The organism is Paenibacillus montaniterrae, from assembly GCF_018403185.1.
In the GTDB taxonomy this organism is placed as follows: Bacteria; Bacillota; Bacilli; order Paenibacillales; family Paenibacillaceae; genus Pristimantibacillus; species Pristimantibacillus montaniterrae.
Genome location: NZ_BOSE01000012.1, coordinates 141,436 through 156,774 on the forward strand (window position 1 = coordinate 141,436; position 15,339 = coordinate 156,774).

Below are 15,339 nucleotides of genomic sequence, written 5' to 3' on the forward strand. Positions count from 1 at the left end.
GTGTATAATAAGAAAAAGTGAACTACATTAACGAAAGGAGCTGTACATATGGCACAGTCATTAAAGGGCAAGGTAGCATTCATTACGGGTGCAGCAAGAGGCATCGGCAAAGCAACAGCAATTGCATTGGCAAAAGAAGGGGTAAATGTAGGGCTGCTTGCCAGAACAGAGACTACCTTAAAAGAAGCAGCAGCTGAGTTAGAGAGCATGGGCGTAAAGGTAGCCTATGCAGCAGCTGATGTAGCCTCTAAAGAACAGGTTGAATCAGCTATTGAAGCTCTGACGAATCAATTAGGCCCAGCAGATATTTTAATTAATAATGCGGGAATTGCTGCTTTTGCTTCGGTGTTAGAAATGGACCCGGAACAATGGAAACGTATAATCGATACTAATTTGCTAGGAACCTATTATGTCACACGCGCAGTTCTGCCTCAGCTGATCGAAAAAAATGGTGGGGATATTATTAATATTTCTTCCACCAGCGGGTTGAGCGGGGCAGCGACATCTAGCGCATACAGCGCCTCCAAGTTTGCTGTAATAGGCTTTACCGAGTCGCTTGCGCAAGAGGTTCGTCGCAACAATATTCGTGTTTCGGCATTAAACCCAAGCACGGTTGCGACAGATTTGGCGCTTGATCTAAGCTTGATCAAGGAAAATAACGATTCGAAATTTATGCAGCCTGAGGATATCGCAGAAATTATCGTCAATCAATTAAAGCTGAATCCGCGCATCTATGTAAAAACAGCCAGCTTTATCGCCACGAACCCGTATTGAGTAGGCAGTATAGTAGAAGGGCTGATCAATCGTTGACCGGCCCTTTTGTCTAACCTCTATTCAAGATTCGCGTGTCGACTGTACATCGCCTGCGAATCCAATTTGCGAATGTCCATTAATCGTAGAATGATAGCATCAAGGAATAAAAACAATGTTTGTTCAAACAAGGATCCCATTGGTTGTATCGTCTCAGCTGTATTTTGCGATCGGTCCTTGGGCGAGCCTGGCAAGGAAACCGAAAGGCTTGATAATTTCCCAATTGAGGACTCTGGAAAAATAGTGACTACTGCAACTGTCGCTTGCAGGCTTTTTGCCTTCTGGGCCATGGAAAGCAAGCTTTTGGTCTCCCCGGAGCCTGATCCGATTAGAAGCATATCACCTGCGGATAAGCCGGGAGTCACCGTTTCCCCTACAACATATGAATCAAGTCCAAGGTGCATAAGTCTCATTGCGAAGGCACGCATCATAAGACCTGATCGGCCTGCGCCGGCTACATAGATTCTCTTGGCCTGCACAATATGCTGGACTAATGTCTCCGCTTCTGTCTCGGATATTCTGTCGGCAATTTGGCTTAACTCTTTTTGAATGCTGCTAAGATATTGGTTAGTATGCATAGCGCTCTAACCCTGCTTGATCAATTTGTGCATTTCGGCAGCAGCAGCTTTTTTATCGGATTCGCTCGTAATACCGCCACCAACAATAACAAGATCAGGTTGAGACTTGATTACCTCGGGCAGCGTGCTAAGTTTAATTCCTCCAGCTACCGCAGTTTTAGCGTTCTTGACGACACGCTTGATCGTTTGCAAATCCTCGAACGAATTTTTGCCTACTGCTTGCAGGTCATACCCTGTATGCACGCAAATATAATCGACGCCGAATGCGTCTACTTCCTGTGCACGCTGTGCCAGATCCTTGACGCCGATCATATCGACTAAAATTTTCTTTCCTTGCTTCTTGGCCTCTTCCACAGCGCCTTTAATGGTCATATCCTCAGCTACGCCTAGAATCGTAATAATATCTGCGCCAGCTTCAGAAGCTTTCATAACCTCATAGCCTGCAGCATCCATTACTTTAAGGTCGGCCAATACCTTAAGATGAGGAAATGCGTCCTTCACTGCCTTTACCGCGTGGAGGCCTTCGTTAATGACAACAGGAGTTCCGATTTCCACAATATCAATATATGGTTCTACTTCCTTAATCACCTGTTTTGCTTGAGGGATGTCGACAAGATCTAAAGCTAATTGAAGTTCCATAACCCTTCACTCCTTACTGTGTATGATGAGACCTATTGTAAGGCTTCATGAACAAGTTGAATAGAACGCACAATAAAGATAGATAGTTACTAAAAGGTTACCTATTGCTTTTTAATATCTTCTATTCGCTTCTTTCCCCAGTCATACATGAGCTCGAGGATGGGCATTAACGTCAAGCCGAGTTCCGTCATGGAATATTCAACCTTTGGAGGAACCTCCGGATATACTTCACGATGAATGATGCCATCGTCGGTAAGCTCCTTTAACTGGCTGGTTAGCATTTTATGAGTAATTTTAGGCAGCAGCCGTTGGAGCTCACTGAAGCGCTGAGGACCTTCCTTCCCAAGATGCCAGAGAATAATCAGCTTCCACTTCCCGCCTATTATCGATAAGGTGAGCTCTTTCTCGCAATTGAAGTCACCATTTTTGAGCTTATTAAGTATTTCTTCCCTTAAATCAGCCATAAACTTTTCTCCTTAACAAATTTACAACCCACTTTAGCATGATCGACCATGCTTATTTAGTTATACAGTATCTCACCTCATTACACCAGTTTAACGAATAAACGACAAATTGAAGCTTTTTGCGCGTAAAATGAAAAATGAGAAAAGTGAGAATTGCAAACAGAAGGCGATCTTTGAAGGAATTAGCTGTACGCTGTCGAATTTATAGAATTGAACTTTCTACAGGATGTGATAACGTGATAGAAATGCACGACATATGGAAAACATATGCGGACGGCACGAGTGCGCTTAATGGCGTGTCGGTCAAAATAGATCGTAATGAGTTTGTTTATTTGGTAGGTCCATCAGGTGCAGGGAAATCTACCTTTATGAAACTGATCTATCGAGAGGAAATTCCGACAAAAGGCGAGATTTTTGTCAACGGATTCAATATTGGCAAGCTGAAGCAGCGTAAAATTCCTTATATTCGTCGAAACATCGGGGTCGTTTTTCAGGACTTCAGACTGCTTCCCAAGCTAACCGTTTTTGAAAATGTAGCCTTTGCCATGGAAGCAATTGAAGCACCGCGCAAAGTCATTAGAAAACGCACGCTCGAAGTGCTGGAGCTGGTCGGCTTGAAGCACAAATATAAAAATTTCCCTTCCCAGCTATCGGGCGGTGAGCAGCAAAGGGTTTCGATCGCTCGAGCCATTGTTAATAATCCGGCAGTTATCGTGGCAGATGAGCCTACCGGAAACCTGGACCCAGACACGTCTGTCGAGATTATGCATTTGCTGGAAGAAATTAATTTCCGCGGAACAACAATTGTTATGGCAACTCACAATAAGGAAATTGTGAACTCGATGCGTAAGCGCGTCATTGCTATTGAAAATGGCAATATTGTGCGTGATGTGCAAAGAGGGGAGTACGGATATGAAATTTAGCACGTTAGCTCGACACACTAGAGAAGGCTTCAAGAGCATTTGGCGAAACGGCTGGATGTCCTTTGCCTCCATTACTTCCATTTTTATTTCGTTGTTAATATTAGGCGTGTTCATTTTGCTCGCGCTTAATATGAACGCTATGGCTTCGCAAATAGAAAGCCAAGTGCAAATCCGGGTGTATTTGCAAACCGAAGTCAGCGAGGAAGTTGTCGCAGATTTGCAGCGTAAAATTGGTAACATAACCGAGGTAAGCAAGCTTACATACGTTTCCAAGGAAGAAGGGCTGGAAATTTTGCGGGAGCGAATGGGCGAGGACAACAGCAACTGGCTGGAGGGCTACGATAGCGAAAACAACCCGCTGCCGATTACGTTTACCGTAGAGGTGTTTGAGCCTCAGCTTGTAAAAACAGTTGCCGATCAAATTAATGAAATATCTGCTTCCTATGAAACACCGCCAATAGACGAGGTTAAGTACGGTCAAGGAACAGTAGAAACGTTATTCAAAATTACAAATGCCATTCGCAATGCAGGCTATGTTGTTGTTGCAGCATTGTCGATTACGGCAGTATTGCTCATTTCGAATACGATCCGTATGACCATTGTTGCACGTCAACGTGAGATCGGCATTATGAAAATGGTTGGCGCGACCAATTCCTTTATTCGCTGGCCATTTTTTATTGAAGGGGCCTTGATCGGAATTCTTACATCAGCGATTACGACAGCAATTGTATTAATAGGGTATGACCAAATCGTAAAAGCCTTTCAATATGATCTATCGCTCATGCTGCTGCAGCTATTGCCTGTAAAAGAGGTTATGCCGCTTACAGCGATGATGATGATATTGCTCGGTTCCTTTATCGGAATTTGGGGCAGTGTGATGTCTGTTCGTAAATATTTGAAGGTGTAGGTGAAAATAAAGTGAATAAGAAAAAAATTACCGCTTATATGCTCTCGGCAGCGCTATTTCTATCAATAGCGGCTGTTTCACCAAGCAGCTATGCATCAACACTCTCGCAAATTGAGAAGCAAATTCAACAGAAAAACGAAGAGAAGAAAAAATCAGAAGAGCGCGCTGCCCAAGCGCAAGCTGATAAAACAGAAGTTGAAAAGGAACAAATCGCTGTTGAAAACGAGAAGAAGCAGCTGGAAGCAGAGCGCGACAAGCTCATGGCTGAGATTAGAGAGCTTGCCAAAGCGATGGAGAAAACCGAAGCTGAAATTCGTGAGGCTGAGAAGCAGCTGAAAATAACAGAGCAAGAGCTGGAGGAAGCAATCCAGCAGGTAGAAAAGCAGGATGAGCTTATGCAGAAGCGCACCAGACTGATGTACAGCAACGGTGTAGTATCGTATTTGGATGTGCTGCTTAGCGCAACAAGCTTCTCTGATTTTCTCGATCGCTTTGACTCCCTGCAAATGATTCTAAAGTCGGACCGTGAAATTTTGGATTCGTTCAAGGAAGCACAGCAGGTCGTTGAAGACAAAAAGGCTGAGGTTGAAGAGCAGCTTGCTGCATTGGAAGCAATGTATAAAGAGCTAGAAGAAGAAGAGAAGGTTCTAATGGAGAAGGAAGCCGAGAAGGAAGAGCTGATTGAAAAGCTTGCTCAAAAGTCGGCTGAGCTTGATGAATTGCATACAGAGCTAAGTGAAATAACAGAAGAGGAAGAACGCAATCTCGTGAAAATCGCTTCTGAATTGTCCAAGCTCTATGCTGAGAAGAACCGCATTGCCAATCCATATTCTGGTGGCAAGCTAGGCATGCCAATCGATAGCAAATATCGCGTGACCTCTAACTTCGGCATGCGAATTCATCCGATTTCCGGCAAAAGAAAGGCGCATAACGGCATCGACTTCGGTGCTCCATCCGGAACACCAATCTATGCAGCTGAGTCGGGCAATGTTATTGTAGCCAAGTATACTAGCGGTTATGGCAATACGGTTATTATCGACCATGGCAATGGCCTATGGACATTGTACGGTCATATTAAAAAGGGTGGAATTCTCGTCAGCGAAGGCGATCAAGTTAAGCGTGGCGATAAAATCGCATTGGTAGGCTCAACAGGCAATTCCACAGGTCCTCATTTACATTTTGAAGTTCGTAAAAACGAAGTGCCGGTAAATCCTTCAAATTACTTGAAATAAAGAATCATCAGGGCTTATTCAGATTTTCAGTATTCACTGAATTTCTGGACAAGCCCCTTGTTGTTGCAGCTAGCTCCTAATTGTTTTACCTGTTAGATGAAGTTTTTACATTGCATAAATAAATGCGCTACAATTGTCATATACTAAGTTGGTCGAGCTAGAGTATACATGAATAGGTGGTGAGAGTTGATGCGTGTAAGAGGACGCACAGTAGCGGCAATCGTAATGCTAAGTGTACTTGCAACAGTTTTTGTTACGTTGCTCGTTGTGGACAAGCTGGATGAGGTTCCTGTAGCCGCTTCAACATCGGTTATTTCTGCTGCAACTGACCGTGGAACGCAGCTGACTGATGAAGAGTTAAAGCAGCTTAACACCGTAATAGATTTGCTGGAGACGCAGTACGTTTCAGAGGTCGAGCGGGAAGATCTTATTGACGGAGCGATCTCGGGTATGATGAATGCGCTTGGTGATCCATATTCCGTATATATGGAAAAGGAGGTTGCTAATCAATTCTCGCAATCGATCGAAGGCTCATTTTCTGGTATAGGCGCAGAGGTTTCATTGGAAAACGGCCAAGTTGTAGTTGTATCTCCTATTAAAGGATCTCCCGCTGAAAGAGGCGGATTGCTTGCCAAGGACGTTATTTTGTCAGTAAACGGAGAAAGCTTGTCTGGCCTTACTTTACAGGAAGCGGTTAATGTAATTCGCGGGGAAAAAGGGACAAAGGCCAAGCTGGAGGTCATTCGTGAAGGGCAAGCTAAGCCGATCACCGTTGTACTGATTCGCGATGACATTGATATCGAAACGGTATATAGCAGCATAGATGAGCAAGGCATTGGAGTAATTGAAATTACTCAATTCTCCGTAAATACGGCGGAACGCTTTGCCGAGGAGCTTGCTGCGCTTGAGCAAAAAGGGTTGAAAGGGCTTGTGATCGATGTGCGCAACAATCCTGGAGGCGTACTGCAGGATGTAGTGGAAATCGCACAGCTTATGATGAAGGAAGGCTCCGTTGTTGTTCAGGTCGAGGATCGCAACGGCAAGCGAGACAAAACCTACGCTAAAGGCGGGGAGCAGAAGAAGTATCCTATTGTAGTGCTGACCAATGGCGGCAGCGCAAGTGCGTCTGAAATATTGGCAGGCGCGCTGCAGGAGGGTGCGGGGGCTACAGTTGTTGGACAGCAAACGTATGGAAAAGGTACCGTACAGGTAAGCTTTAACCAGCTGTTTGAGGATGGCGGTCTAATTAAAATGACGATTGCAAAATGGCTGACGCCAAAAGGCAATTGGATTAATGAAAAAGGCGTTACTCCTGATGTTGTAGTCGAGCCCCCTGCAATTTATAGCGTCGCTCGTCTACATCTCACCGAAAGTCTTAAAGAGGATATGCTGAATGAGCAAATTGCTAGCGCGCAAATTATGCTGCAAACGCTAGGCTATGGCGTGGATCGCACCGATGGCTACTTTAGTGCCATGACGACGAAGGCTGTTAAGCAATTTCAGCAGGATTACTCCGTTCCAGTTACTGGAATTATTGATGAAGCAACAGCTGCCAAGCTGGAGGAAAGCGTCATTTCCTTTATTCGCGATGTGGAAAATGATCCGCAATTGCAGAAAGCGTTGGAGCTGGCGGGCAGGAAATAAGCGGCGCGCGTCGAACTAGTTAAAGGTTGGTTTCTTAGTGCATAAGAAACCTGCCTTTTTTTATTTGTGATCTAAAGTGGTGAAGGGGTGTACGCAGTGGATAATGTTGAGCTATGGCTCATACTGTTAGGAAAAGCAATATTGTCTTTGCTAACACAGCCTTTCTTCTATGTATCTCTATTGCTGCTCGGCTTAATTTATACCTTTTTAACACGAATGGAAAGAGCGATGTTTGCTACCAGGCTCCAGCCTTGGCTAAAACCTTTTCTACAATCGGTTATCGGCGGTGTTTTGGCTGCGCTTGCGGTTTCACTCGTATCCGCTTTGTTAGGCTTCACCTTCACTGTAGAGACTGTATGGTGGCTTTGGGGCGTATCTCTTCTGCTGGCGCTTATTCGGCTTCGGCTTGTCAATATTGCGTACAGCGCCGCTATTGTAAGCTTGCTGCATCTCATTGCGAAGCTGGCAGATCCGCTGCCGCTGCAATATGATATGCTAATCATTTATCAATCCTTATTAAATCTTCAACCGCTGAACATACTAGTAGTAGCCTCCTTGCTGCTGCTTGCACAAGCTGCATTAATTCGTTGGCAGGGCAAGCATTTTGTAAGCCCGATCTATATGAGCGGCAAGCGCGGGAAGCTTATAGGCGGCTATGTGCTTCATGGCTACTGGACTGCTCCTATTCTGCTGTTTATGCCCGTTGCTGCCGAGACGAAAGGCGCAGTCACGTTTGCTGCCCAAGCGGCCCAGCCCTTCTTTTTTACAGGAGGCGAAGGGGCATGGCTGCTGCTTGCCTGTCCGCTTATGCTAGGGCTGACTGGCATGACACAATCGAGCAGTCCTGAGCAATTTGTTAAGCGAACAGCAAAGCAGTGGCTGCTGTATGCAGTGCTGCTGCTAGCCATTGCGATAGCTTCCTGGTGGGTGAAGCCGCTAATATGGGTTGCCGCTATCGGCATGCTGCTTTCATTCGAGCTCATCCATTGGCTCAATCGACGCAACGAAAGCAAGCAGCCTCCGCGTTATGGCCCGCTAGACAAAGGTTTGCGCGTGCTTGCAATCGTCGAGCACTCTCCTGCTGTACATATGGGCATACAAGCAGGAGATACTGTACTGAAGGCGAATGGACAAGCGGTTAATTCCTTGGCGGAGCTGTATGAGGCGATGTCAATTAACCCGGCCTTTTGCAAGCTGGAGTTGCTCAACACCGAAGGAGAGGTCAAATTCGCTCAGCGTGCCAGATTTGCAGATGAGCACCATCAGCTGGGCATTATTATGGCGCCTGACGGTAAAGCGAAGCATTTGGAAAAATATCGCGAGCCTGGGCTATTGACGCTTTTTGGGCAAAGCAAGCTGCGACAAAAGCTGTCAAGCGATACACAAGATTCAACAATAACCTTGTAAAATAATGTAAAACATTCTAAAGACCTATAGCCTATTATGATCGAACCATGTCATAATAGGCTATAGTTGTAACAACGCATTTTGATAGGGTGGTGAACAGCTTGAAGATCATGCTAGTGGATGATGAAAACCTTGCTCTTCTGCAGCTAGAGCGAATGATAACGAATGCTTTTACCGAGCATGGCGTGCAGGATCAAATTCAAGAGCTTAAAAGCTTTCAGCTTGTGCAGCAAGCGTTGGACTATGCCAAGCAAAGCCCGCCTGATTTAATATTTCTAGATATTCAAATGCCTGAGATTACAGGCCTTGAAGCAGCTGAATATTTTCAGCAAATGCTGCCTGAGGTTGAAATCATTTTTGTAACCGCATATGATGAATTCGCTGTTAAAGCGTTTGAGCTTAATGCGATGGATTATTTGTTAAAGCCAGTGTCTGCGTCGCGTTTAAGTAAAACGGTAAACCGGATTATGGCAAGACGCAAGGACAAGCAGCCGCAAGTACTAGTCGAGAAGCCTCAAGCAAAACAAAAAATATATTGCTTTAACCATATCCGCTTCCAGGTTGGCGACGGGATCATTGAATATCCGAAGTGGAGAACGGCAAAGGCGCAGGAATTGTTTGCCTTTCTGCTGCATCATCGCGGAGAGTTTGTTCCCAAGTATTCGATTATCAATATGTTTTCGCCCGAGCTGGACAAAAAACGGGCGATGACGCAGCTGTATACGGTTATTTATCAAATCCGCAAATGTGTGAAGGAAGCGAATTTGGAAATTAAAATCGACAATGACAGCATTCAGGAAGGCTATTGCTTGCGTCTGGAAAATACGGTTATAGATGTCGAGCAATGGGAAAAGGAGCTTAATCAGCTGCAGCCGCAGGACCCGCAATATTATAACAAGCTGGAAGAGCTGCTTTATCAATACGAAGGCGATTATATGGGCAATTACGACTATTTATGGGCTGAAAGTGAAAGAGAGCGGCTGCGGCAGCTATGGATTAGCAACGCCAAAGATTTTCTCCAGCACCTGTACGCTATAAAGGATTGGTCGAGGCTGCTGAAGCTGGGAGACAAAATGAACTCCTTTAGCCCGTACGAATTTGAATATGGCATTTATATGATGGAAGCCTATGACCAGCTGGGACAATATGACAAGCTGAAGCAATTTTATGAGAAGCAGGAGCAGACAATGCTTGAGGAGCTTGATCTGCCGCTGCCTGAAGATATGATACATTGGTATGAAGCCTGGCTCGCAAGCCGCAAGGGTATACAGAATAAAGTATAGCTCTTGCGGCTTTGCCGTGTTTAGCGCTATAATAAATGAGAACATACATTCTGTTTCGTAAACCTGTTGAAATTGGCAAAATTTGACCATAATAAAATTATTCAGAAATAGATGGACGGGAGGATCATATGCCAAATTTTCAAATTGTTTCGGATTATGCACCAAGAGGGGATCAGCCGCGGGCGATTGATCAGCTTGTGCATGGCTTGCAGCAGGGGAAGCGTCATCAAACGCTGCTGGGAGCTACGGGTACTGGCAAAACCTACACCATCGCTAATGTCATTGAGCGCGTTCAGCGGCCAACGCTTGTGATCGCTCATAATAAAACGCTCGCTGCTCAGCTTTGCAGCGAGTTTAAGGCGTTTTTTCCTCATAATGCGGTAGAGTATTTCGTAAGCTACTACGATTATTATCAGCCGGAGGCATACATTCCCTCTACAGATACCTTTATTGAAAAAGACTCGAGCATTAACGATGAGATTGACAAGCTTCGCCACTCTGCAACCAGCTCATTGTTTGAGCGCAGAGATGTCATCATTGTAGCCAGCGTATCGTGTATTTACGGCTTGGGTTCGCCTCAGGAGTACGGAAGCATGGTTGTTTCGCTGCGCAAAGGGATGGAGAAATCGCGCAATGAGATTTTGCACGCATTGGTAGATATTCAGTATCAGCGCAATGATATCAGCTTTACACGGGGAACGTTTCGGGTTCGTGGCGATGTCGTCGAAATCTTTCCAGTGTCGAGCAATGAGCATGCGGTGCGTGTTGAGCTGTTTGGCGATGAAATTGAACGGATATGTGAAATTGATGTGCTGACAGGCGAGGTGTTGGGTGAACGCGAGCATATTGCGATATTTCCGGCCTCCCACTTCGTAACCCAAGCTGAAACGATGAAGCGCGCGATTGTAAATATTGAGCGCGAGCTTGAGGAGCAGTTGGCTTATTTCCGCAGCGAGGGCAAGCTGCTGGAAGCGCAGCGTCTGGAGCAGCGCACGCGCTATGATCTTGAAATGATGGCTGAAATGGGCTTTTGCTCAGGCATCGAGAACTACTCCGGTCCACTTACCTTCCGTGAGCGTGGGGCTACGCCTTATACTCTGTTCGATTATTTTCCAGAGGATATGCTGGTCATTATAGACGAGTCTCATGTTTCACTGCCGCAAATTCGCGCAATGTACAATGGTGACCGGGCGCGCAAGGAAGTTTTGGTCAACCACGGCTTTCGGCTGCCGAGCGCAATGGACAATCGACCGCTGCGCTTTGAGGAGTTTGAGGGCAAGACAAAGCAGCTCATCTATGTATCGGCTACACCAGGACCTTACGAGCTGGAAAATTGTCCGGAAATGGTCGAGCAAATTATTCGTCCGACCGGGCTGCTGGACCCAATTATTGAGGTACGGCCGTCGAAGGGGCAGATTGATGATTTGCTGCATGAAATTCAGCTGCGCATCGCCAAGGATGAGCGTGTGCTGGTGACGACCTTAACGAAAAAAATGGCCGAGGATTTAACGGATTACTTGAAGGATGTCGGCTTGAAGGTCCGCTATCTGCATTCAGAAATTAAAACGCTGGAGCGTCTTGCTATTATTCGGGACTTGCGGCTTGGCGTATTTGATATATTAGTCGGGATCAACCTGCTCAGAGAAGGGCTCGATCTGCCAGAGGTAAGCCTTGTAGCGATACTTGATGCCGATAAGGAAGGCTTCCTGCGCTCTGAACGCTCATTGATTCAGACGATCGGTCGCGCCGCGCGCAATAGCGAGGGTACCGTTATTATGTACGGCGATCATATTACCGAGTCGATGGCCAAAGCGATACAGGAGACAGCGCGCCGACGCGAGCTGCAGATCGCCTATAATGAAAAGCACGGCATAACACCGCAAACGATTCGCAAGCAGGTGCATAATGTCATTGAGGCGACCAAGGTTGCGGAGGAACCTGCAGAATACAGTGTTGATGCCAATAAGAAGCTGAGCAAAAAGGAACGAACTGCCTTGATCGAGCGGCTTGAGGCTGAGATGAAGGAAGCAGCGAAACAATTACAATTCGAGCGTGCGGCTGAGCTGCGGGATGCGTTGCTGGAGCTAAAGGCTGAACAATAGGTGGGAGGAAACAAAGTGGCGAATGACAAAATTGTCGTAAAAGGTGCGCGAGCACATAATCTTAAAAATATTGATGTAACGATACCGCGTGACAAGTTCGTCGTACTGACAGGCTTAAGCGGCTCGGGGAAATCGTCGCTAGCATTTGACACGATCTATGCAGAAGGACAGCGTCGCTATGTGGAATCGCTAAGCGCTTATGCTCGCCAGTTTCTAGGTCAGATGGATAAGCCAGATGTCGATTCGATTGAGGGGCTGTCTCCAGCGATATCAATCGATCAAAAAACGACGAGCCGCAACCCTCGTTCGACAGTTGGAACCGTAACGGAAATTTACGATTACTTGCGTCTGCTGTATGCAAGAATCGGCAAACCGCATTGCCCAACGCATGGCATCGAAATTACCTCGCAAACGGTAGAGCAAATGGTAGACCGCATTATGGAATATGAAGAGCGCACACGTCTGCAAATTTTGGCGCCTATCGTGTCAGGTCGCAAAGGCGAGCATGTCAAGCTGCTTAACGACATGCAAAAACAAGGCTATGTGCGCGTTCGAGTCGATGGTGAAATTCGTGAGCTGAGCGAGCAAATTGAGCTTGATAAAAATAAAAAGCATAGCATTGAGGTAGTCATCGACCGTATCGTCGTCAAGTCCGACATTGAAACGCGCTTGGCCGATTCCTTGGAAACGGCGCTGCAGCTTGGCGAGGGCAAAGTAATCGTCGATGTCATCGGCAAGGAGGAGCTGTTGTTCAGCTCCAATCTTGCTTGTCCCGAATGCGGCTTCAGCATCGATGAGCTTGCGCCTCGTATGTTCTCATTTAATAGCCCGTATGGCGCTTGTCCAGAGTGTGACGGGCTTGGCGCGAAAATGGTTGTCGACCCTGATTTGCTGATTCCAGATTATAGCAAGTCGATCGACGAAGGTGCTTTTTTGGCATGGGCTGGCAGCACCTCAAACTACTATCCGCAATTTCTTAAAGCAGTAGCAGAGCATTACAACATCCCGCAGGATGTTCCGGTGTCCGAGCTGACAAAGGAGCAAATGAAGAAGCTGCTCTATGGTACAGATGGACAGAAGGTGCGCTTCGTCTATGAAAATGATTTCGGAGCTCGCAAGGAAGCGTATGTTCCATTTGAAGGTATTGTCCATAATTTGGAGCGTCGCTATCGTGATACTGCCTCAGAAATGATGCGCGAGCATATTGAAGGCTATATGAGCGCCAAGCCATGTAATAGCTGTAAAGGAAAGCGTCTGCGCAAGGAAAGTCTGGCTGTAACGGTTGGAAGCAAGGATATCGCTTATGTGACGGATTTGTCGATTGGCGAGGCAGCGCAATATTTCCAAGGGCTGCAGCTGACTGAAAAGGAACAAACGATCGCCAACTTGATCTTGAAAGAGATTGTGAATCGACTTGGCTTCCTCGTCAACGTCGGCCTGGAATATTTGTCGCTAAGCCGTGCTGCGGGCACGCTGTCAGGCGGCGAGGCGCAGCGAATTCGTCTGGCAACGCAAATCGGCTCCAGCCTGATGGGCGTGCTCTATATATTGGACGAGCCAAGCATTGGCTTGCATCAGCGCGACAATGATCGACTAATTGAAGCGCTGCTTCATATGCGTGATCTTGGCAATACGTTAATTGTCGTAGAGCATGATGAGGACACGATGCTGGCGGCCGACTACATTATTGATATTGGGCCGGGCGCAGGCATACATGGCGGACAGGTGATCGCGCAGGGCACACCGCAGGAAGTGATGGACGATGAGCAGTCGCTTACAGGCCAATATTTGAGCGGCAAAAAGTTTATTGAGGTTCCATTGCAGCGCAGACAGCCGGATGAGCGCTGGCTTGAGGTTGTTGGAGCAAAGGAAAATAATTTGCGCAACATTAACGTTAAAATTCCGCTTGGTGTATTTGTTGCGGTTACAGGCGTTTCGGGCTCAGGCAAATCGACATTCGTTAACGAGATTTTGTACAAAGCGTTGGCGCGAGATTTGAACAGAGCCAAGACGCGTCCTGGCGAGCATAAAGAGATTCGCGGCTTGAAGCACATTGACAAAGTAATCGATATTGACCAATCGCCAATCGGACGTACGCCTCGCTCCAATCCAGCAACGTATACAGGCGTATTTGATGATATTCGTGATTTGTACTCGACAACGAATGAAGCAAAGGTGCGCGGCTATAAGAAGGGTCGCTTCAGCTTTAACGTGAAGGGCGGTCGCTGTGAGGCTTGCCGTGGCGACGGGATTATTAAAATCGAGATGCACTTTTTGCCGGACGTATATGTGCCTTGCGAAATATGCAAAGGCAAGCGCTATAACCGCGAGACGCTGGAAGTGAAGTACAAAGGCAAAAATATCGCTGAAGTGCTGGAGATGACCATTGAGGACGGCTGCAAGTTTTTCGAGAACATTCCGAGAATCAATCGCAAGCTGCAAACCTTGCTTGATGTTGGCTTGGGCTATATGAAGCTTGGCCAGCCTGCTACGACGCTGTCGGGCGGCGAGGCGCAGCGCGTCAAGCTGGCGGCAGAGCTGTATCGTCGAAGCACAGGCAAAACGCTATATATTTTGGATGAGCCGACAACCGGGTTGCATGCCGATGATATTGCGCGTTTGCTGCATGTTTTGCATCGTCTTGTTGATTCTGGAGAATCCGTACTCGTTATTGAGCATAATCTGGATGTCATTAAAACAGCCGATTATCTCATTGATTTGGGGCCAGAAGGCGGTAAAGGCGGCGGCACAATCGTAGCTACTGGTTCACCTGAACAGGTTATAAATGTAGAGGGCTCCTATACCGGGAAATACTTGTCTCCTATTCTTGAACGTGATCGAGAACGCTCTTTGCATAAGCACGCGGTCAAATCGTAATACATTTGTTGTCGTTGGGTAAGCTAATCTGGATAAATGTGTGAGACTCCACAATGCTGAGCGGTTAAAATTTCGCCAGGTCAGGTATATACCGCTCAGTAATTGTGAACATTATGTGACGAAGAGATCAACAGTAATGATAGTGCTTGCATGTTGACTGGATTATCGCTACGATATATAAATAATAGGACACGTGTGATTAAGGGAGGTCTATTCATGTTTTTAGCAGAAGGAACAAGCACTGGAATCGACCCATTCGATTGGTTTATGCTTGCTTTCACGGTAATCATTGCAATTGGGTTTGTTCGCTTGGTTACACAAAAGGAAAAAAACAAGTTTGCCATCGGCTTCGCTGGCGTATCACTTCTTTTATTTTTGTTTATCGATTTCGTAATGATTAAAGAAACATGGCTAGGAATTGTTTAATCGTACATAAAAAAGTTCCGCCGAATTAATCGGCGGAACTTTTTTTA

General features: G+C 46.3%; 13 protein-coding genes. 10 read left to right on the forward strand and 3 right to left on the reverse strand.

Translation table 11 applies throughout. The features are described from left to right. Positions 1-48 precede the first annotated feature (48 nt). Positions 49-774, forward strand: coding sequence for a 3-ketoacyl-ACP reductase (locus KJS52_RS23740; RefSeq protein WP_213519789.1), 726 nt, complete (start codon positions 49-51; stop codon positions 772-774). A gap of 56 nt (positions 775-830) precedes the next feature. Here the strand turns inward: KJS52_RS23740 and hxlB are convergent, their stop codons facing one another. The 3 genes from hxlB to KJS52_RS23755 all read right to left on the reverse strand — a co-directional run bounded on the left by hxlB (position 831) and on the right by KJS52_RS23755 (position 2,491). Further along, entirely contained in the window at positions 831-1,388 is a 558-nt protein-coding gene (gene hxlB, locus KJS52_RS23745) for a 6-phospho-3-hexuloisomerase (RefSeq protein WP_213519790.1), read from the reverse strand. Positions 1,389-1,394: 6 nt separating this feature from the next. Further along, entirely contained in the window at positions 1,395-2,027 is a 633-nt protein-coding gene (hxlA, locus tag KJS52_RS23750) for a 3-hexulose-6-phosphate synthase (RefSeq protein WP_213519791.1), read from the reverse strand. 101 nt (positions 2,028-2,128) lie between these two features. Then, complete coding sequence (locus KJS52_RS23755) at positions 2,129-2,491, reverse strand: winged helix-turn-helix transcriptional regulator (protein WP_213519792.1); 363 nt, start codon at positions 2,489-2,491, stop codon at positions 2,129-2,131. Positions 2,492-2,727: 236 nt separating this feature from the next. Here KJS52_RS23755 and ftsE point away from each other — a divergent pair, with 236 nt between their 5' ends. From ftsE to KJS52_RS23800, 9 genes are all read left to right on the forward strand, one after another. Continuing rightward, positions 2,728-3,414: a cell division ATP-binding protein FtsE gene (gene ftsE / locus KJS52_RS23760; RefSeq protein ID WP_213519793.1), complete on the forward strand. Its 687-nt coding sequence runs from the start codon at positions 2,728-2,730 to the stop codon at positions 3,412-3,414. Beyond that, positions 3,404-4,321, forward strand: a complete 918-nt coding sequence (gene ftsX, locus KJS52_RS23765) for a permease-like cell division protein FtsX (RefSeq protein ID WP_213519794.1) — start codon at positions 3,404-3,406, stop codon at positions 4,319-4,321. The genes ftsE and ftsX overlap by 11 nt, the downstream gene beginning before the upstream one ends. Before the next feature lie 11 nt (positions 4,322-4,332). Beyond that, positions 4,333-5,553, forward strand: a complete 1,221-nt coding sequence (locus KJS52_RS23770) for a murein hydrolase activator EnvC family protein (RefSeq protein WP_213519795.1) — start codon at positions 4,333-4,335, stop codon at positions 5,551-5,553. Positions 5,554-5,742: 189 nt separating this feature from the next. After that, the gene (locus KJS52_RS23775; RefSeq protein ID WP_213519796.1) at positions 5,743-7,197 is read left to right on the forward strand and encodes a S41 family peptidase; all 1,455 of its coding nucleotides are present in this window, start codon (positions 5,743-5,745) and stop codon (positions 7,195-7,197) included. Between the two features lie 96 nt (positions 7,198-7,293). Beyond that, positions 7,294-8,604: a PDZ domain-containing protein gene (locus tag KJS52_RS23780; protein ID WP_213519797.1), complete on the forward strand. Its 1,311-nt coding sequence runs from the start codon at positions 7,294-7,296 to the stop codon at positions 8,602-8,604. A 110-nt stretch (positions 8,605-8,714) separates the two neighbouring features. Beyond that, complete coding sequence (locus tag KJS52_RS23785; protein ID WP_246563901.1) at positions 8,715-9,887, forward strand: response regulator; 1,173 nt, start codon at positions 8,715-8,717, stop codon at positions 9,885-9,887. 128 nt (positions 9,888-10,015) lie between these two features. Further along, a complete protein-coding gene (uvrB, locus tag KJS52_RS23790; protein ID WP_213519799.1) occupies positions 10,016-11,989 on the forward strand; it encodes an excinuclease ABC subunit UvrB in 1,974 nt (657 codons plus the stop codon). A gap of 15 nt (positions 11,990-12,004) precedes the next feature. Further along, positions 12,005-14,866: an excinuclease ABC subunit UvrA gene (gene uvrA / locus KJS52_RS23795; protein ID WP_213519800.1), complete on the forward strand. Its 2,862-nt coding sequence runs from the start codon at positions 12,005-12,007 to the stop codon at positions 14,864-14,866. Positions 14,867-15,082: 216 nt separating this feature from the next. Beyond that, positions 15,083-15,292 (forward strand): hypothetical protein, encoded by a 210-nt coding sequence (locus KJS52_RS23800; protein WP_213519801.1) that lies wholly within the window; start codon positions 15,083-15,085, stop codon positions 15,290-15,292. Positions 15,293-15,339 lie beyond the last annotated feature (47 nt).